The sequence below is a fragment of the Empedobacter sp. R132-2 genome (genome assembly GCF_030324375.1).
GTDB lineage: Bacteria > Bacteroidota > Bacteroidia > Flavobacteriales > Weeksellaceae > Empedobacter > Empedobacter falsenii_B.
Map to the genome: position 1 here is coordinate 1 of NZ_JACAGG010000006.1, position 20,144 is coordinate 20,144.

Genomic DNA, 20,144 nt, shown 5'->3' on the forward strand with positions numbered 1-20,144 from the left:
TAGCCATAAAAAGTCATTTGCTGAGAAGCACAAAAACCTCTATTTGGTGCACTGTACTGATGTTCTTTGCAAATTTTAGAGCGATTAATTCTTGCTATTTTACACACCTCCAAGGGCATACTATCAACGATAAAACAATTTTCAAATTCATTAAATTCTTTCGCTAATTTAAGTCGAATACTATTAATTTGCTCTGATAATCTTCGTTTTCTACGATTGTAAATACTACGCTCAATTTTACAACTTAGCGCTTTAGGAAGATTTCGAAATAAATGATTTTCACTATCAATACCCATAAATTCAGCTGTTAAAACAAGACTTATGAGTTCTAAATCAAAAAGTTTAGGTCTTCTACGTTGATAAATTAAAAGTGTATCTGTGGAAATTTTTCGTAGAACTTCCAATATTCTTTCATAATTTGCAAGTAAGTTGTTCATTGTAAATGTTTTGTGGTTAAAGCAATTTACTGATTTTCAATCAAATGAACAACTTTATTATTTAGTAATCAAAATGCACAACGGGTGTCTTATATCTTTTCTTACTACGGAAGTTTTGTTAGGATATCCAATTCTCCTCATAGTCTTATTTTTATAAAATAGGGTAACAAATCTGAACATTATTTTTTAGAGAAAAAAACAAAATGATATATAATTAACATTTTATCTAAATAAGACATAATTTACTTTTTTTTATCTATTATCTATTTTTAACTACTTATTAAATGATTAATAAATCTTTTTTTAACTTTTTTTAATAAAATTAAAATTGATTTTATGTTAATTTTTTTTGAATTAAATAAAATCAATATGTATTAACAGATAATTTTTATTTGAATTTTATACATTTCAGAATATGAAATCACTTTAAAAAATGAAGAATATTTAGGAATTTGTTAACCTAATAAAAACAAAAAAGGCAACCAAGTGGTTGCCTTAATTATTATAGTATTGAAACTAATTAATTAGTCAATTTTAATATTATCGATAACTAAATCATAAGCTTCATCTTTTCCTACTTTTAGTGCAAAAATATTTTCACCAGCAGTTTTTTGAATATCTACTCCTTCAATATTTAGAGTCACAAGAACCCATTCGCCTTTAGTATCAATTTTACCTGTATATTGATTTGCATCAGTTGGAGATAAAGATACATTTGCATTCGATAAATCTCCTACATTATATACTACGTATTTTTTATCAGATTTATACACATTTAGTGACAATGATTTTCCAGATGTTCCTTTTACATAAAATGTAATTTTCTTTGGAGTTGCAGGAATTGTATTATTTACAATAGTTGTAAATACATAATCATTTGCTTTTGGTGTTCCTTTTAAAAGTAATGCATTTGTATTATCTCTACCAACCCCAACTCCACTAGTTGCATAGGTATCTTTCACTAAGCCAAAAGAGTTAATAGAAGATAAAAAGTCAGCCCAAACATTGAAATCAGCACCTTTGAATAACAAGTTTGCAGCTTCTGTATTATTTCCTCCACCTGGATTTTGGCCTCCACCTACATCAAAACGAGGTTGATCGAATTTTACATCTTTTGTATCGCGGATAAATACTTGATAAGTTGAATTGTATCGAGAAACTACTACTGTAATAGACCCGCTTTTTTTAGGTAAAACATCTGCATACCATGTTGCGTAGCCAGAGTTACGTAAATCTGTTTCTTTTCCTTTTTTATCCACAATCACTCTATTCACTGTTGCACCTGAAACCCCATACGTTTTATCTCCATCAGGATCACTGAATTGAACTCCCTCTATCGTTACTAATGTATTTAGATTTTCAGGTTTTAAAGCATCTGTTAATGAAGAAACAACTTTTGGTTTAATCGTTTGGATTGCTTCACATGTTTTAATCATATAAGTTGACATGACAGCACTTGGAATACGACCAACAGTATATTGTGGATCTACAGAACCTATTTTCATTACTCCACGATCATTCGCAACTATTAACCCTTTCAAATTAATTTGTACTTGCGCTCCCAATGGATAAGAATTATATAAATTACTTCCGTCAATTTCTATTTGGATACCTGTTGTAGGGTTCTCAACTTTATCTTGTAAAGAAATCGTTTTGAAAAAATTCCCCGTTTCGTCACTAGATATAACATATGCTTGTACGATTAAATCTTCTGCTATTGCTTTATTAGCATCTAATTTTATAGATCCAGCAGTTACTTTAGAAACTAAATCAGCCAAAGAAATATTAGGACTTGGTAAATTACATTCAATTGGAGGTGTTGCATAATCATCATCTTGCACACAAGATTGCGCTGTAAATAAACCTAAGCTTAAAACACCAGCTATTGTTAATTTTGATATTGTATTCATTTTAAATTGTGTTCGTTGTTAATAAAATTAAAATCTGAAATAAATGTTAGCGAAATAAGTTGTTCCCATTCCGTAGAACATTTTTGAACCAAACATACGTTGGTAGTTTTTATCAATTGCATTATTATAATTACCTGTACGCATTTGTTCAAAACCTCCTGTAACATAGTTTTTATTATTCAGTACATTATTTACTGTTCCTGAAATCCCTGCTGAATATTTACCAATACGGAACGTTTTCCCTAAATTGATATTCAACATAAACTCATCACTAAACTTCTCTTGTTTCAAAACTTCTTTCAACCCTTCTTCTGTTACTCCGTTAACTGGAACCCCGTTTTGGGTAATAAAATTAATTGTTCTTCTAAAAGGAGCAGGGTCTGCATAATTGTTCATTAAATAGTTTCCAGAAACACCAACCCACCAAAATTTAGGATCACGATACTCAGCACCTAAAGTAAATCCTGATTGAGGTCCAGAAGCAAGTTTATAGTTTTCTAAATAAGCAGTTCCATAATTTTTGTAAGGAATTCCATTAATCCCGAATTCATCAGAATATAGGTTATAATCAGAATTGTCTTTGTATACATATTGTCCAATAGCAGCTACAGCAGAAACTGTAAGAACTGGTAAAACTTGCGCTTCTACAGCCAACTCAGTTCCTAAATATTCTTTTCCAACACCTGTCATCACCTCAGAAACAAAAATTTGATCCGAAACACCATCAATATATCCAAAAGCCTTCTCTATCTCATCTTTTGTTCTAGTATAAAAAGCCGTCGCACGAGCTTTGATACGTGGAGCTCTTAAAATATAAGATAAATCACTTGAAAATATTTTAGCACTTTCAATTCCATTAACAGTTACATCATTAAGACGTGCATTTGGAAAAATCTCATCAGAAGTTGGTGCTTCTGTCTGATACATTACATTTGCTTGAATAAAGTTACGTCCATCTAATTTTACTAAAAAGTTAGATTTTACACCAAAGTCTACAAAATCATATGTTTTACTCTTTCCATAAGAATTGTCTTTATACATTTCATTTTGGAACTTTCCATCACGGTAAAACTTCGTTAAAGCAGCTTTCATTCCAACAGTAACATCTAAGTATTTAGATTTAATTTTAGACTGCGCGAATAAATCTGCATAATCACGATTAATTTCGTAGTAATACTCTTGTTTATCTCCTTTCTTAGCAACATAATCAGGATCCAATAAGTTGAAATTATAAAAATGATTAACAGGTAAATTTGTCGTCACATTAAAATCATCTACATTTAATACATATTGTGCACCTAATAAATCTTGAATCTCACGATACAATTTAGATTTTGTATTTTGATAAGATGCAGCAATTGTTAAATCTATATTTGAAGTTAATTCTGTTTGAAAATTAGTATAAGCCGTAGCTGTTTTATCTTCATTAACATCTGCAGTTAACCAATAAGCCGCTCTTCCTGTCGTACTATTTTCATTCGCACGATACATACTTGCCCAATCTAACTGAGAGATTTGACCACTTCTCCATAATTGCTCTCTTTCTGCGATTGCATCAGCAGACGCTCCATTAAAAGCTAAGTAACTCGGCATATTACGGTAATATGTTGGTGAAGGATTATTTGCTTTAAACCAATCTAAACGAGATCCACTTTCTTTTCCAAATTGATACGAAATAGTTGTCGTTAATTTTGATTTATTATTAATATTCCAATGATGCGTCAACATATTAATAGGCTCGAAAGTTTTCTTTACACGTTCATTACGTTTTTCACCATCTTGCCATCCCCAATAAGAATTATAGTAAATACCTTTTAAATCAACAACTTCTTGCGTATTAGGTGAACCTGTAGAACGACGAGTTGGCGCACCAAAACTTGTAAAGTTTAAGGTATGTTTTTCATTAAACTTTTTCTCAACACCTAAATAGTAAGCATATGCATCATAAAAAGTACCTTCTATAATACCTTCATCTGCCCAACGTCTACTTCCTGAAACCATAAATGCCCAACCGTTATCCATTAATCCTGTATTGTATGTTGCCATTACACGATTTCTGTATGAACGATTTGTATTAGAATAAGCCAAACTTACTCCTTTACGCATTGTTGAAGGTCGAGTATCAAAATTTGTAACTCCTCCTAAATCTCCAAAAGCATAATTAGAAGGTTCGATTCCGTATGTTAACTCATCTGGACGACGAGTTACATCATTCAAACCTCCCCAGTTATTAAAAGTTGCACGACCATTATCCATTTTGTTCATACGAACCCCATTAAATAATACGTCATTATATTTGTTGTCTAAACCTCTTGGTTTAAACCAATACGAACCTAATTCGTACGCAGAAACGCGAGCAAAAACATCGCGCGAAGATTGTAAAAGTCCTGAATTTGAAGCTGTCGAACTTTCATCATCAGATAATTCATCATCTGTTAATGTAATAATTCCAACTTCTGCTGTATTTGGATTAAATGTTAATTTAATATCACCTAAGTCAAGCTCTTTTTGCCCTGTTACAGTGATTTCTTTTTCATATGGGTCATAGCCCACGCCATAAACTTGTAATTTGTATGTTCCATCCGGAATATCTACAAACTGAAAATAACCTATACGATCGGTGATAGCAGCATCGCTTACTGCTCCTCCGTCCAAACGTACAGTGAGGTTATAAACCTCTTCACCTGTAGCAGCATTTTTTGCTACCCCAGTAACCTTTGTTTGCGCCTGCGCCATAGCGACAGTTGCAGCAAAGACTGAAAGACTTAACAATAATTTGTTCATTCAAACGAATTTTTATTTATAAATTAGCTCTCTATTTCCTTCATCAGAAAAAATAGGACAACAAATTTAATAAATTCATAATTAATAACATATGTTTAAAATTAATAAATCTTTAACTTTATTAATAATTTTTAATTTATTCTTAACGTTAAATGTTAAAGCTCAAAGCAAATATTCAAGTGCAACTGTAGCCTTTTACAATGTTGAAAATCTTTTTGACACCATAAAATCAGTTGGATATGTAAATGGAACTTTACCTTTTAATGACAAAAATTATCACATTCAGATTGCAGAATCTGACATATCGAAGTACGAAACAGAAGAATTCAAACAAAGTTATACGTACGAAAATATAAAAGGAAAGAAAATTATCCGTCCATTAATTCTTCAAGAAGAATTTTTACCAAACGGAAATAAAAGATGGAATACAGAAAAATATTTCCAAAAAGTCAATAATATTTCAAAAGTTATTAGCGAATTAGGCGCAGATGTTACAGGCTCTGCTCCAGTAATCGTAGGTATTTGTGAGATCGAGACAAGAGAAACTTTAGAAGATTTAGCAAAAAGCTCTGCTTTGAAAAAATACGATTATGGTGTTGTTCATTTCAATTCGTTTGATGCTCGTGGAGTTGATACAGGTTTATTGTATCAAAAATCTCGTTTCAAGGTTATTGATGCAAGACCTCATCCAATTTTCAATTATGATGCTGAAGGTAAACGCAAATATACGCGTGATATTCTACAAGTTACAGGTTTATTAGACGGTGAAGAAATCACTTTTTTAGTGAATCACTGGCCTTCTCGTAGTGGTGGAGAAAAAGTTTCGATGCCAGCTCGTATGGAAGCAGCAAAGGTGATGAAAGGAATTTTTGATGAGTTAAAATCTAAAAATCCAAATGCAAAAGTAATTGCAATGGGTGATTTTAATGATGATCCTATTTCTCCAAGTATTAAAAATACATTTGATCCGGCTGGAGAAATTGCTAAAGTTTCGGATAACGGATATTACGATCCTATGTTACCTTTATATAAAAAAGGTGTTGGTACTTTAGCTTATCGTGATGCTTGGAATCTATTTGATCAGTTTATCTCAACTTCATCATTGGTTACAAAAAATAAAGATTATTCAACGTATAAAATCTTCAAAACTGAAATTTACAACAAAGATTATTTAAAAGCAACAGAAGGTGCGTATAAAGGCTTCCCTAACCGTATGTGGAGCGGCGATACTTATCGTGCAAACGGTTATTCTGACCACTTTCCAGTCTATACAATCTTATTAAAACAAGCAAAATAAAAATGAACAAATTAGAGCAATTATTTAGTCAAAAAAATAAAAACCTCATTACAATATACACAACAGCTGGGTATCCGAATTTATCGGATACCCCTGTTATTTTAAAAGAATTAGATCAAAATAATGTTGACATTATCGAAGTCGGTATTCCATATTCTGATCCTTTAGCTGATGGTCCAACAATACAAGCTACAAGTGAAAAAGCGTTAGCAAATGGAATGACATTGGACATTTTGTTTGAGCAATTAAAATCGGTTCAAAATCAAATATCTTCGCCAATTGTTTTGATGGGTTATTACAATCAAGTAATGACATTCGGATTAGAAAAATTCTTACAAAACTGTCAAGAAAGTGGAGTTTCAGGCTTGATTTTACCTGATATGCCGTACGAAATTTACTTGACGCAACACAAAGAATTATTTGAGAAATACGATCAAAAAGTTACATTTTTAATTACACCTTTAACAACAGAAAAACGCATTAAAGAGATTAATGATGCAACTTCTGGATTTGTTTATATCGTTTCGAGTTCAGCTACAACTGGTGCTACACAATCTAATTATAATGAAGATTTTTTGTCAAATGTTAAAAATTTAGGTTTAACAAAACCACATCAAATAGGATTTGGAATTTCGACAAAAGCTGATGTAGAAAAAGCTTGGAATTACGCAGATGGAGCAATTATCGGAAGTGCTTTTTTACGTGTTTTAGAAAATTCGAATGGAAATCTTTCTGGAGCAATTAAAGATTATCTTTCAGAATTGAGATAAAAAAATAGTTTTCAAACCAAAAAAGCAAGCTCTTCTAGCTTGCTTTTTATTTTGGAAATGTTTTATCTAAAAAATTATTCAACAATTAAGATGAAATAATTCTTTTTACCTTTTTGTAATAAAACATATTTATCAGCAATTAAATTTTCTGTTGTTAATACAAATTCTTCCGCTACTTTTTCTTTGTTTACAGAAATTGCGTTTGCTTTTAATTCACGACGCGCTTCTGAATTTGATTTTAAGAAGCCTGATTTTTCTGCTAAAGCAGTAACAATATCCAATCCCGCTTCGATATCAGTTTTTGCAATAGTTGCTTGAGGCACACCTTCGAAAACTGATAAGAAAGTATCTCCATCTAATTCTTTCAAATCTTCTGAAGTTGATTTTCCGAATAAAACTTGAGATGCTTTTTCTGCTTTGCGTAATTCTTCAACACCATGAACTAAAATTGTAATTTCAGTTGCTAATTTACGTTGTAATTCGCGTAAATGTGGCTCTTGACGATGACGCTCGATTAAATCATCAATCGCTTCTTTTTCTAAGAACGTATAAATTTTGATGTAACGTTCAGCATCAGCATCCGCTTGATTTAACCAAAATTGGTAGAATTTATAAGGAGAAGTACGGTTTTTATCTAACCAAATATTTTCACCACCTTCCGATTTCCCAAATTTAGTTCCGTCCGCTTTAGTTGTTAATGGACAAGTAAAAGCAAAAGCTTCACCTTGTACTGTACGACGAATTAATTCTGTTCCTGTTGTAATATTTCCCCATTGATCAGAACCTCCCATTTGCAATTTTGCACCTAATTCTTTGTACAAATGTAAATAATCATATCCTTGAATCAATTGATATGTAAATTCTGTGAAAGACATTCCGACATTCGATTCAGAAGATAGTCTAGATTTTACAGAATCTTTTGCCATCATATAATTTACAGTAATGTGTTTTCCGACATTACGTGCAAAATCGATGAACGAAAAATCTTTCATCCAATCATAGTTATTCACCAATAAAGCTGAATTTCCATTATTCGTATCAAAATCTAAGAAACGAGACAATTGTGCTTTAATTCCAGCAACATATTTATTCAATGTTTCTTCGTCTAATAAACTTCTCTCTGCTGCTTTACCAGTAGGATCACCGATAAAACCAGTTGCACCACCAACCAAGGCGATTGGACGATGACCGTGACGTTGCAAATGAACCAATAAGAAAATAGGAACCAAACTTCCCACGTGAAGAGAATCTGCTGTAGGATCGAAACCTACATAACCAGAAGTCATTTCTTTATTTAGTTGTTCTTCTGTCCCTGGCATAATATTGTGAACCAGTCCTCTCCAAGTCAATTCTTCAATTAATGGATTCATAGTATTTTAATATATTTTTTATCTAATTTTTACAAGGTACAAAGTTATGATTTTTCAGTAGATTATAATAGAGATTTTTGGATATAAAAAATCAAGGTTTTCCTAATGGAAAACCTCTATTTTAAGTATATAATTAATGAGGATAAATTATATTAAAAATGTTATGATGGATTTTGTTTTAATAATGGATTTGAGTTTATCTCAGCTTGAGGAATTACCCACTGCCATCTATTGTCTGATGCCTCAATTGTATACACATTATTAATAACAGTTGTATTATGATTTGCTCCAGTACGATCAAGTTTTTGCCCTAAACGTTTTAAATCATAGAACCTAAATCCTTCTCCCCACAACTCTAAACGTCTATTCAATAAGATTTGTTGATAATACGCATCTCCAGTAGTTGTAAATGTTGTAAAAGATGTATCTCTTGCCTTTACTAAAGTAGACAATACTGTTTTCGAATCTGCTTCTTTACCTAACTTATATAATGCTTCTGCTTCTATTAAATACATTTCAGCTACACGCATAAATGGCACATCGCCTAATGAAGACGCAGTACTTTCTGATAGAAATTTTTGAGATGTATAAGCAAATAACGAATATTTTGATGGCAAACCTAAACTTGTATGTTTTCCTGTCGGATCCACAACTTGTACTCTCACATCAGTAGAAGGAAATGCATTATACAATTTCGTATTCATTACTTTAGGAGCTGTTCTAATTTGTGTTGAGTTATAATTTCTTGACATGTACGCATGGAAGTTTCCAAAATAATCTGTCTGATCAGAAATAATTTTAACACCCCACATCCATTCTGGATTCGTATAATCATTAAAACCAGCTTTATACTGAGTTTGAGTCATAAGTGTCAATACCCCTCTTGCTTCTTTCGCAAATTGAGCCGCTTTAGTATAATCTTGTTGCACTAATGCTACACGAGCTTTCAAACCTTTAATATTTGCTACAGAAAAATGTGATTTATTTGCAGCTGTTTTTCCTGTTAATAAAGTTTCAGCTTTATTAAGATTCTCCCAAATTGCTTCATAAGTTTTTGCTACAGTTGCTCTTTCTTTAGGTGTCACTTCTGTAGGATCATCTCTTAAGACAATTCCATCATTAGCATTAGTGTCTCCTGCAACATATCTTTTACCATATGTTTGTACTAACTGAAAATAAGCAAATGCTTTATATGCATAAGCTTCCCCAATAGCCTTATCTCTTAACAAAGGATCTCCTGAAGCAGCTGGTCCATAAGTAATGATATTATTCGCATTTTTTATCATCCCATACCAAAATGTCCATGGATATGAAGCTGTTCCTGAACTTGTATTATTTTGAGTAATCCATCTAATTTCGTCTCTAAACCATCCATTACCCACACTTGGAAATACAACATCTTCTCCCATCACATCAGAAATAATTAATTGAGCTGTATATCCATTATTACCTTGAGAAGAGTTTTGACGTACATACATATTACGGTGCATACCGTTAATAGCTGCCATTAAGTTATCTGCCGAAGAATAAATAGTTTGATCTCCTACAGATGAAGATGGTGTTGTATCTAAAAAGTCATCATTACAAGAAGTAAAAAACAGAGACGATACAACTAATGCTGATATTAAAATTTTAATTTTTTTCATTTTTTTTTAAATTTTAGATTAGAATGATACATTAACTCCTAAACTTACAGTTCTTGAAGGTGTATAACGATATGTCGTTGTACCATTGAAAGATTGTGTTGGTTCCAAACCTTTTTTAGCTGTCCAAGCATATAAATTTTCTCCTGCTAAATAAACTCTAAAGTTTTTTAATCCAACGGTATCTAATACTTTTCTATCAAAGTTATATCCGATTTGAGCATTTCTGATGTTTAAATAATCAGATTTAACCAACCATCTTGTTGAAGCTGCTCCTACTGCACTAGCATTAGCTGAACTTAAAATAGGAACAGAAGTTATATCTCCTGGTTTTTTCCATGCATTTAAAATATCAACATGTTGAGATTGACCTTGCGCATAACTATTCATCAAAGAAGCATAATTCCCATCATACGTTTTTCCTCCTAATTGATAGTTTAACATTACAGATAAATCAAAATTACCAAACTTGAATGTATTTGTAACACTTCCGTAAATATCTGGATTAGAAGTTCCTGAATAAGCGTACAACGCATTATTTTGATTAGTCGTCATTAAAACTCCATTTACAGTTCTAGAGTTTCCATCTGATGCTTTATCAGGATCTTGAATAAATAAACCAGCTCCATCAGTAGGGTCTACTCCGTACCATTGACGTAACCAAAATTCATATAAAGATCTACCTTCAGCAATACGTTTTGTACCATTAATAATTGCATCATCTTTACCTTTTGGCATTTTAATCATTTCATTTTTATTGTGTGCTGCAATCAAACCTAAATCCCATGAAAATTTATCATTGCGAACAATCCCTAAATTCAATGAAAATTCTAAACCACTATTACGCATCTTTCCGATGTTTCTATAAATAGAGTTTCCTGGAACCCCAGCAGAATTAGGTACTGGTTCTGCAAAAATCATATCATTAATATCTTGAAGATAATATTCAATAGATCCTGATACTCTTCTTTTAAACAAAGAGAAATCTAATCCAAAATCCCAAGAATTTTTAGATTCCCAAGTTAAATTAGGATTACCTACTTGACCAAGATAAACTCCCGACTCACCTCCATTGTTGTAACCTAATGAATAAAGATCTAAATCCACTTGATAACCAGGCTCTGCACCAATTCCTCCATCATTACCAACTTGCCCATAAGAAGCTCTTAATTTTAATTCATTAACAACAGAAGATCCAGCTAAGAAAGCTTCTTTATGTATATTCCATCCTGCTGCTGCAGACCAGAAAGTTCCTTGATAATTTTGATCAGAGAATCTAGATGATTTATCTATACGTATAGATCCAGATAATAAATATTTGTTACTGAAATCATAATTTAATCGAGCAAAATACCCTTCTTTTCTAATTACATAATTATATCCAGATGAAGACGTTGGTGTCAAGAAGTTTGACATTTCATAAATTCCTGAAACTGTTTCTCCAATTTTTCTTAAATAACCATAATCTACTTTTCTATCAAAAGATTCATGACCAAGAATAACATCAAAATTATGTAACCCTACTGATTTTTTATAGTTTAATAATTGATTCCAAGTAACCCCTGTATATTTATAAGTTGTTAATCCTAAAGAGGCTGTTCCTGCTGCATCTCCAATTACTTTATTACCATACTCTTTATAAGTGTAATTTCTTACATCATATGTTAAGTTTGTTGTAAATGTCAGCCCTTGTATAATTTTAAATTCTGCAAAAAATCTAGAGTTTATAGCATTAGTATCTTGTCTATTATTATTCAATAATGTTTCTTGTAAAACATTACGTCCTGAACTAGCTGATGCACCTCTACCTCTTGAATCATTTCCATCATATAACGGATTTCCATAAGAATCATAAACTCTTTTACCATTTGCATCATATAAGAATGGAGAATAGATTGGCCCCATTGCACGAGTAAACCAGAATGGATTAATATATGACGAACCACCTCCGTCATCTGCTAATGTAGATTTCACTAAACTACCAGATAAATTCGTTCCTAATTTTAACCAATCTGTTACTTGACTATCAATACTAGTCTTAGCAGTATAACGTTCAAAATCAGACTTAATCACATAACCTGTCTCTTTCGAGTACCCAAAACCAGCATAATAAGAAGTATTATCTGTTGCTCCCGAATAATCTACATCATACTTTTGAAAAGTACCAATTCTTGAAATATAATCTTGCCAATCAAAGTCGTTGTATAACATTGCTGCATCTGTCAATTTACCATCTACAACAACTTTATCATTAGCTACTCCGTAAATATTATTTTTTAAGTTATCTTTAATTAAAGAAGAGTTTGCATAAGCATTTGCCTCTGCTAATGTGTAAGGTAGTTTTGTTGCACTATTAGTAGTTCCTAAAACTCCATTTCGCATAGCTTCCCAAGCTGTCACATAGTAATCTCCAGCTCCAATTCTTGAGTATTCAGGGATTGCTCTAGAGACAACTCCTGTATTAGAAGAAAATCTAAAAGCCCCTTTACCTTTCTTACCTTTTTTAGATGTAATCATAACAACACCATTCGCAGCTGATGAACCATATAATGATGTTGAGGCAGCATCTTTCAATACCGTCAAAGACTCAATATCATTTGGATTCAAATCCTGTAAACTCCCTGTATATACAGCACCATCTACAATATATAATGGAGTAGAAGACAATGTATATGAACTTACACCACGAATTTGCACACTCAATCCAGAACCTGGTTGTCCAGAACCTGTAGAAACTTGCACCCCAGAAACAGAACCATCTAAAACTTTAGCAACGTTTGAAATTGGTCTATTTTCTATGTCTTCTGATTTTATAGTACCAATAGAACCAACTACTGTTTCTTTTTTCTGAACTCCAAAAGCAGTGACAACAGTTTCTTCTAGATCTACTGTATCAGTCTTTTTAGGTTTTAATACTCCTAAATTTGCATTTGTAACAATATACTCTGTCCCATTAATTAATAAAACATCACCAACTTTTGCGTCGATATCAAAGTTTCCATTTTCATCTGTATAAGCCACCTTATCAGTTCCTTTTACTGAAACTTCAATATCAGCTTCAGGAAAACCATTTGCATCATTCACTGTTCCTTTTGTTTGAGCAAATACTGCTGTACTCAACCCAAGAAAAGCTAACAATGACAAAGAAGTCAATTTTTTTCTCATGTGTATTTATAGTTTATTTTAATACAATATTAACATTTTTTAACATGATTAAAAAAAAAAAAATGTTTTTTTTACATTATAAAGTAATATTTTCAATTATTGTTAAATAAAATAAATTATTTTTAACAATAACACCTATTTAATGAAAAATCAATAAATAAAATTAATCTCAACAATATAATATTTTTGTATTATTATAATCAATATCTAATCGTCATGCAAACACTTTTCGAGAATGAAAAATTCAAATGGATTAATTTACAAAATCCAACAAAAATTGAGTTAGATGAAATTGCTACAAAATATTGTTTTCAGAAATTAACGATTGAAGATAGTTTGGAGCCTGGACATTTACCTAAATATGAATCAGATGATTCAAAAGTTTCGTTTTTGTTAATTCGTTTTTTTGATAAAGAACACCGTATGTTGAAAAACACTGTTCGAGAATTTAGTCACAAAATCAGTATTTACATCGGAGTAGATTTTATTGTAACTGTTCATCAAAAGGAAACGGATATTTTCGAGAAAATTCAGAAAAAATATTTAGCTAATACTGATCCTTCTAAAATCATTATCAAAGGAATTTTGTATCGTATTATTTCCGAAACCATCAAAACATATGAAGAACCAGCATATCAAATGGACGAAGAAGTCAATCAACTCGAACATTTAATTTTTACGGATGATTTCAGAAAAATTAAACTTCCTACCTTATATAAAATCAAACGAGAAGCTACAGCTTGCAAAAAAATATTAGATTATACGCTTGAAGCACTGAAAGAATATCGCGCAGATAACAAAAAGACAAGTTCATCACAGGATTTGTACGAAGAAAACGTAAAAATGTTACACTTGCATTCGCAAATTGTAGATGATGTACAAAGTTTGTTAACAATTTATCTTTCGTTAAATGGACAGAAATCTAACGAAATCATGCAAACGCTTACCGTTTTTTCAGCATTTTTCTTACCCTTAACTTTTATCGCTGGAATTTATGGAATGAATTTCGATTTCATGCCCGAGTTAAATTACAAATTAGGCTATCCAATTTGTTTACTTGTCATGTTATTAGTGGTAATTTTTATTTACTTTTGGTTCAAGAAAAAAAAATATTTATAATTCAGTATGATTTTCGTAACGGGAGGAACAGGTTTGGTTGGCGCGCATTTGTTGGTAGAATTGGCAAAAAAGCAACAACCTATTCGTGCCTTAAAACGAAAAACATCGAACACAGCAATCATCAAAAATTTCTTTGCAGAACAAAACGCTTTACAGTTTTATCAATTTATTCATTGGATTGATGGTGATTTGTTGGATGTAACTGAACTTCCGAATTTATTAGACGGGATCGAAACAATTTATCACGCTGCAGCTTTTGTTTCGTTTGATGAACGTCAAGAAGAAGAAATTTTCAATACGAATATTTTAGGAACTGAGACTTTGGTAAATGAAGCGATTGATTCTGGCGTGAAAGAATTTTTCTTCATCAGCTCTATTGCTTCGATGGATGATTTGAATCCAGCAACTAAAATGATTGACGAACGTTCTGGTTGGAATAATGGCTTGACGCATTCTTCTTATTCTATCTCAAAATTTAGAGCAGAAATGGAAGTTTGGCGTGCTTCACAAGAAGGTATTAAAGTTATTATTATAAATCCTGGTGTAATCATCGGAACTTTGGATACTAAACGTGCAAGCGAAAGTTTGTTTCAACAAAATTCATCAAAAAGCGATTATGCTCCTTCGGGCGGAACAGGATTTGTAGATGTACGCGATGTGGTGAAGATTTTTTTAGAGTTAATTAATCAACAAGTTTACAATCAAAAATTTGTGGTAATTTCTGAAAATAAAAGTTACCGAGAAGTATTTGATCTTGTTTCGATCAATAGCAAACGTTCAGTCAAAAATGTTTCGAATTCAACCTTGAAAATTATTAAAAATCTATCTATTTTCAGTCGAATCTTTGGTGGAAAATATATGACAAAAGCGAATTATTATTCGTTGACAACTTATACCAAATACGACAATTCTAAAGTTAAAAATTTGCTTCAATACGAATTTATTCCAATCAAAGAAGCAATTGATTATCATTATAAACGCTTTCAAAAGCTGAATTCTACAAAATAGTTTACTTTTGTTTTATGGAACAACAATTCATTTCAACACTTTCAACAACTGCTTCGGAATTAAAATCAGGAAGCGTTTCTGCTAAAAGTCCATCAAATATTGCGTTGGTAAAATATTGGGGAAAAAAGAAAAATCAAATTCCAACCAATAGTTCAATTAGTTATACGTTAACCAATAGCTATACAGAAACTGAATTAAAATTTTCGCCAAAAACATCGGATGCTTTCGAAGTTGAAGTTTATTTAGAAGGTGAATTGAAAGAAAGTTTTACTCCAAAAATCATTACTTTTTTCGAAAGAATTACGGCTTACATTCCATTTTTGAATCAATTCAAATTTGAAGTTCACACACATAATTCTTTTCCACATAGTTCTGGAATTGCTTCTTCAGCTTCTGGAATGTCGGCAATGGCATTATGTTTAGTTCAAATTGAGAATATTCTTGGCGCAAATTTATCAGAAGAAGACGCCAAGAAAAAAGCTTCTTTCTTGGCTCGTTTAGGTTCTGGAAGTGCTTGTCGTTCGGTTTACAAAGGTTTGGTTGAATGGGGAGAAAATGATTTTATCGAAGGTAGTTCAGATTTATTTGGAACAAAATATCCAGATGTCGAAATTCATGATGTTTTCAAAACTTTTCATGATACCATTTTATTGATTCACGAAGGTCAAAAATCGGTTTCTTCTACTGTTGGTCACAATTTAATGAATGGACATCCGTATGCAGAACGTCGTTTTGTGGAAGCAAATGAAAACTTAAAAGCTTTATTACCAATTTTAAAATCTGGCGATATCAAAGCGTTTGGAGAATTGGTAGAACATGAAGCTTTGACATTGCACGCCATGATGATGATGTCGAATCCTGCATTTATTTTGATGAAACCAAATACAGTTGCTGCTTTAGAAAAATTGTGGGAGTTCCGTCGTGAAACAGGAAATCATTTGTATTTCACATTAGATGCTGGCGCAAATGTACATTTATTGTATCCTTCGCAAGATGCGGAAGCTATTGAAATTTTCATCGAAAATGAATTGAAACAATTCTGTCAAAACGGAAATTATATAAAAGATAAAGTGAGTTTTTAATCACTTCTAAAATAAAAGGTTGTCAATTATTTGATAACCTTTTATTTTTTTATTAATAGTTTCTCCATTAACCCAAAAATAATCAAACTCAAAAAAATACTCATTCCGATAACAACAATAATATTTCCTAAAGCAATTTCGACAGGAAAGAAAACAAATCGTATTGCGGAAATAATTGTTGTAAATAGAACTACTTTTAACCAAAAAATGTAATCAAGTTTAGTATTAGGAAGAATTTGTTTTGGCATTTTATAAATCCAAAAAGCAATAAAAATTGCACCTAAAAACTGCTAAAATGTTGTAAAAATTTATACCCTTTTACTTCGAAATTATTGAAAGGAATTTGTACCCAAGTTTCCTGTAGAGCGTGAACATGTTTCGCAAAAAATCCCCATTCGTGAGTAAAAGTATACCAAAAAAGATGCGAATAAGCTCCTATTATAATTGAGAGAATTATGATTATCCAATGTTTTTTGAAATAATCAATCCAATCAAAAATTAGGAATTGAGCAAATCGTTCTTTAAAAAAATAAGGTAAATGATGAATTAAAACATTTCGGACAAATAAGTGAAAAACGTAACAATAAATAAGAGCAATTGGTAAATCAAAATACAAAACGTCCCAAAACAAATGACTATACGTCGCTACAATCTCCATTCGAGAGAAATATTCTAAATCTGGCAACATCGAACCAATGATTAATCCCGTCATCGAAAACCAATTCGATTTTAGCTTTTTTAGCGCAAGAACAATTGCTGGATGGCAAAAAGTTAGTGGCATTTAGGTTTTATTTTGATGCTAAGTAAATCAAAATATCCATTAACTACCAAAACGTTTGATGTTAACTTTTCGCTCCTTAATTTTCAAAATAAGCGGTTCATATTCTGTATTTTGTTCCTTTTCTACCGTTACTTTATTCAAATATGTTTTTGCATAAACATGTTCTGGTAAACTATTTTCTACAAGATGAAACGTATAATTTCCGACAGGTAAAAAAGCTGTATATTCACCTCTATCATTTGTTTTAACTGTAAAAACCTGTCCATTTTCGTGATTAAAAATCAATGTAAATCCGAATAAATTTGCCGAAACCTGATACTCCAAATTTGAAGATAATTCATACTCAACTTTTCCTCTCACAATACCAGTTTGTTGCATTGGAATAGAAATAGAAGTCGTTTTCGCATTGATATTAACCGCGAAATCTTGTGCAAACCATTTTTGTCCAGGAAGTTTGATTATATAATTACCATAAGGAACTTTTTTATACTTGATATTACCTTCCAAATCTGTAATAAAGTTAGTTTCATTTATCTTTACATTACGACTATCAGCCACTTTATCACCTTCATCAAAAATACCATTTGCATTGTAATCATAAAACACAAACAAATTCAATGTTCCGTCTTTTACATCTGTCACAGTGCGTTTCGCAGGCAAATTATATTGAACACCAACCTGCAAATAAGTTTGTTTGTTGTTAAAAGTTTTCGAATCATAATGACTAAAATTAGCTTGTGTACTCACAATAAAATTATCAATGGGTTGATAATCTAAAGAAGCTCCAAAAGTTAGAGTATTTCCAAAATTTTTGTCAATATTATAATAAGTAGAAACTGCTGTATTCAATTTTTTTTGAAAAAAGCTTTGACGAAAACTCGCCGAATTTGTAAAACGTTCTAATTGATGATTTAAATTATTCATCGAATAAACTTCTGCAATCATCATACTTCCTCTTTGATAAATTGAGTTTAACTGAAAGTTTTTAACACTCCACGTTAATTGTCCATAAACAATTGGATCAGCATTTCTCAATTCTTTTAGTTCAGAAAATCCTCCCAAAGCATTCAACACCAACTGATGCACACGAGAATTAGACAACCACGTAAATGTTCCGTTCAAATAAGCTGATTTAAAGTCCATCGGCATATACTTAAACGTCTCATAATTCAGAATATTTGATTTTTCTAAATTCAATTTAGGAGAAATCGAAACATTAAAATGACTTGCCAATTTGAATGATATACCCGTCTCAAAACGTAACGCTTTCGACTCATTCGCTTTTGTATAATTCATCAAATATGGATCGATAGATTTCGGATTGTTATTGGTAACCGTTAACGAAGACCACAACGAAAATTTAGAAAACGTTCGTTGAAAACGCTGATTAAGATACAATGCTCCACGTCGTGTCCCCGGATAATATCCTGAGCTGTAATAATTGGAACTATAAAAATCAAATTTGCCTATTGTTCCAGAAACATTTGCAGAAATCGACATCGAGTTTTCGACATTGTTCGTCTCTTTAAATTTTGATAAACCATACCCAAATTTCACTGAATGATTCCACTTATTTGGTGTAACCCATTTGTAACCATTTGTCAAAATAAAGTTCGTTGTAGAATAAGTTCTATCAAACAAAGCTGTTGTTTCTAATTCGTTTTTATCTTTTATTAAAAATCGTCCATTCGCAAAAGTTGTGTTGCTATTCTTGAAAACATCGTTCGTCAAATCATCTAATAAATTATAATTTTTTTCGACCGTTCCGACTACAATTCGGTTATCATTCTTATCATAATTATTAAACAACATCACTCCTCGTCCGTTAACTGGAATATCAAAATCGTTGTTATTGATTGATCCGATTAAAATTCCTTTGTCTTTGCGTTGATATTTCACCCAAGAATCTGTCAAAACCATGTCTTGATTCTTATTCCAAGTTGTTCCATTAATATTATATGCAAATTCATTCAACCCAACCGAAAATTCTTGATGAGCCATTAAGTTATAATTCGCATTAGCAGAATTAATATCGCGAGCAGTTAATCGAACATAATTTGAAGAAAAATTGGTCCAATTCTGATTTAGCATTGTTGGATCTATATACACACGATTGGAACTTGCATTCTGTATCGTAAAAAACACATTTCCTGCAAAATCTTTGGTCGTTGTATAACCCGAAACATTTGCCTGAAAACTTTCAATTTTCATCATATCTCGGTCGACATATTTAGAAAATCGAACAATTTTTTCTTGAAAAGCTTCAACTATAAGTCGTTTGTTATTATAAGTATAACTTCCTCTGAAATCAGGAAGTACATTGGTTAACAAAATTTCTTCGGCTTGATTTCCCATATTCATTACTTTTAATTCATAATGAATAGAATCTCCTTCTTGACGGTAAAAAATATTACTCTGGACAGGAAAAATTTTGATGTTTCTCTTTTGCAAAACAACAACTGAAGTAACAGATTTTCCTATTTCTTTTTTACTTAAAAAATCAATAATACTGAATTCTAAATCTAATTTTCCAGCCATTTGCGATTTACTCACCGTAAATTGCATAGGAATAAAAGCCTTCTTGTTTGGATTGATTTTTATTTGAAGATTATCTTGCGAATACGATTTTATAGCCGAAGGGATTTTAAGTGCCAGACGAGCATTTATCGTATCATTGGTTGTATTTTCTAATTGAAGAATAACAGAAAAGTTGTTGCTATCTTCTAATTTAACTTCTTTTATTGTACTAAATTTCAATCCGTTATTTATTGTTTGAGC

General features: G+C 31.5%; 14 protein-coding genes. 5 read left to right on the plus strand and 9 right to left on the minus strand.

Translation table 11 applies throughout. The annotated features are described in order from the left end of the window. The 3 genes from HXZ69_RS04950 to HXZ69_RS04960 all read right to left on the minus strand — a co-directional run. Window positions 1-437, minus strand: a 437-nt coding sequence (locus tag HXZ69_RS04950) for a transposase family protein (RefSeq protein WP_502875736.1), incomplete at its 3' end; no start/stop codon positions are given. A gap of 524 nt (window positions 438-961) precedes the next feature. Further along, window positions 962-2,347 (minus strand): DUF5689 domain-containing protein, encoded by a 1,386-nt coding sequence (locus HXZ69_RS04955; RefSeq protein WP_286495238.1) that lies wholly within the window; start codon window positions 2,345-2,347, stop codon window positions 962-964. A gap of 27 nt (window positions 2,348-2,374) precedes the next feature. Continuing rightward, window positions 2,375-5,131 carry a carboxypeptidase regulatory-like domain-containing protein gene (locus tag HXZ69_RS04960; protein ID WP_286495239.1) on the minus strand — a complete coding sequence of 919 codons (2,757 nt, stop codon included), beginning with the start codon at window positions 5,129-5,131 and terminating at the stop codon, window positions 2,375-2,377. A gap of 91 nt (window positions 5,132-5,222) precedes the next feature. Here HXZ69_RS04960 and HXZ69_RS04965 point away from each other — a divergent pair, with 91 nt between their 5' ends. Continuing rightward, complete coding sequence (locus HXZ69_RS04965) at window positions 5,223-6,428, plus strand: endonuclease/exonuclease/phosphatase family protein (protein ID WP_280050609.1); 1,206 nt, start codon at window positions 5,223-5,225, stop codon at window positions 6,426-6,428. Window positions 6,429-6,430: 2 nt separating this feature from the next. Then, entirely contained in the window at window positions 6,431-7,198 is a 768-nt protein-coding gene (gene trpA, locus HXZ69_RS04970) for a tryptophan synthase subunit alpha (protein ID WP_286495240.1), read from the plus strand. Window positions 7,199-7,272: 74 nt separating this feature from the next. On the opposite strand, the gene tyrS is transcribed toward trpA, so the two are convergent. The 3 genes from tyrS to HXZ69_RS04985 form a co-directional block, all read right to left on the minus strand. Next, window positions 7,273-8,568 (minus strand): tyrosine--tRNA ligase, encoded by a 1,296-nt coding sequence (gene tyrS, locus HXZ69_RS04975; protein WP_280050042.1) that lies wholly within the window; start codon window positions 8,566-8,568, stop codon window positions 7,273-7,275. A 161-nt stretch (window positions 8,569-8,729) separates the two neighbouring features. Then, window positions 8,730-10,214, minus strand: a complete 1,485-nt coding sequence (locus HXZ69_RS04980; protein ID WP_286495241.1) for a RagB/SusD family nutrient uptake outer membrane protein — start codon at window positions 10,212-10,214, stop codon at window positions 8,730-8,732. Window positions 10,215-10,232: 18 nt separating this feature from the next. After that, complete coding sequence (locus HXZ69_RS04985; RefSeq protein WP_286495243.1) at window positions 10,233-13,376, minus strand: SusC/RagA family TonB-linked outer membrane protein; 3,144 nt, start codon at window positions 13,374-13,376, stop codon at window positions 10,233-10,235. 216 nt (window positions 13,377-13,592) lie between these two features. On the opposite strand from HXZ69_RS04985, the gene HXZ69_RS04990 reads away from it, so the two are divergent. The 3 genes from HXZ69_RS04990 to HXZ69_RS05000 are packed head-to-tail and all read left to right on the plus strand — an operon-like array spanning window position 13,593 to window position 16,585. Beyond that, entirely contained in the window at window positions 13,593-14,495 is a 903-nt protein-coding gene (locus HXZ69_RS04990; RefSeq protein ID WP_286495244.1) for a CorA family divalent cation transporter, read from the plus strand. 6 nt (window positions 14,496-14,501) lie between these two features. Then, entirely contained in the window at window positions 14,502-15,503 is a 1,002-nt protein-coding gene (locus HXZ69_RS04995) for an NAD-dependent epimerase/dehydratase family protein (protein WP_221856494.1), read from the plus strand. 14 nt (window positions 15,504-15,517) lie between these two features. After that, window positions 15,518-16,585, plus strand: coding sequence for a diphosphomevalonate decarboxylase (locus HXZ69_RS05000; RefSeq protein ID WP_125350010.1), 1,068 nt, complete (start codon window positions 15,518-15,520; stop codon window positions 16,583-16,585). Between the two features lie 41 nt (window positions 16,586-16,626). On the opposite strand, the gene HXZ69_RS05005 is transcribed toward HXZ69_RS05000, so the two are convergent. From HXZ69_RS05005 to HXZ69_RS05015, 3 genes are read right to left on the minus strand one after another with little or no spacing between them, the layout of a single operon-like run. Then, entirely contained in the window at window positions 16,627-16,833 is a 207-nt protein-coding gene (locus HXZ69_RS05005) for a hypothetical protein (protein WP_286495245.1), read from the minus strand. 32 nt (window positions 16,834-16,865) lie between these two features. Beyond that, window positions 16,866-17,366 carry a DUF4184 family protein gene (locus tag HXZ69_RS05010; protein ID WP_286495246.1) on the minus strand — a complete coding sequence of 167 codons (501 nt, stop codon included), beginning with the start codon at window positions 17,364-17,366 and terminating at the stop codon, window positions 16,866-16,868. Between the two features lie 39 nt (window positions 17,367-17,405). Continuing rightward, complete coding sequence (locus HXZ69_RS05015; protein WP_286495247.1) at window positions 17,406-20,123, minus strand: COG1470 family protein; 2,718 nt, start codon at window positions 20,121-20,123, stop codon at window positions 17,406-17,408. Between the last annotated feature and the right edge of the window lie 21 nt (window positions 20,124-20,144).

Bases quoted from the DNA above. Each gene is read 5' to 3' on its own strand.
- HXZ69_RS04955 (WP_286495238.1), bottom strand. From the start codon at position 2,347: ATGAATACAATATCAAAATTAACAATAGCTGGTGTTTTAAGCTTAGGT.
- HXZ69_RS04960 (WP_286495239.1), bottom strand. From the start codon at position 5,131: ATGAACAAATTATTGTTAAGTCTTTCAGTCTTTGCTGCAACTGTCGCT.
- HXZ69_RS04965 (WP_280050609.1), top strand. From the start codon at position 5,223: ATGTTTAAAATTAATAAATCTTTAACTTTATTAATAATTTTTAATTTA.
- trpA (WP_286495240.1), top strand. From the start codon at position 6,431: ATGAACAAATTAGAGCAATTATTTAGTCAAAAAAATAAAAACCTCATT.
- tyrS (WP_280050042.1), bottom strand. From the start codon at position 8,568: ATGAATCCATTAATTGAAGAATTGACTTGGAGAGGACTGGTTCACAAT.
- HXZ69_RS04980 (WP_286495241.1), bottom strand. From the start codon at position 10,214: ATGAAAAAAATTAAAATTTTAATATCAGCATTAGTTGTATCGTCTCTG.
- HXZ69_RS04985 (WP_286495243.1), bottom strand. From the start codon at position 13,376: ATGAGAAAAAAATTGACTTCTTTGTCATTGTTAGCTTTTCTTGGGTTG.
- HXZ69_RS04990 (WP_286495244.1), top strand. From the start codon at position 13,593: ATGCAAACACTTTTCGAGAATGAAAAATTCAAATGGATTAATTTACAA.
- HXZ69_RS04995 (WP_221856494.1), top strand. From the start codon at position 14,502: ATGATTTTCGTAACGGGAGGAACAGGTTTGGTTGGCGCGCATTTGTTG.
- HXZ69_RS05000 (WP_125350010.1), top strand. From the start codon at position 15,518: ATGGAACAACAATTCATTTCAACACTTTCAACAACTGCTTCGGAATTA.
- HXZ69_RS05005 (WP_286495245.1), bottom strand. From the start codon at position 16,833: ATGCCAAAACAAATTCTTCCTAATACTAAACTTGATTACATTTTTTGG.
- HXZ69_RS05010 (WP_286495246.1), bottom strand. From the start codon at position 17,366: ATGCCACTAACTTTTTGCCATCCAGCAATTGTTCTTGCGCTAAAAAAG.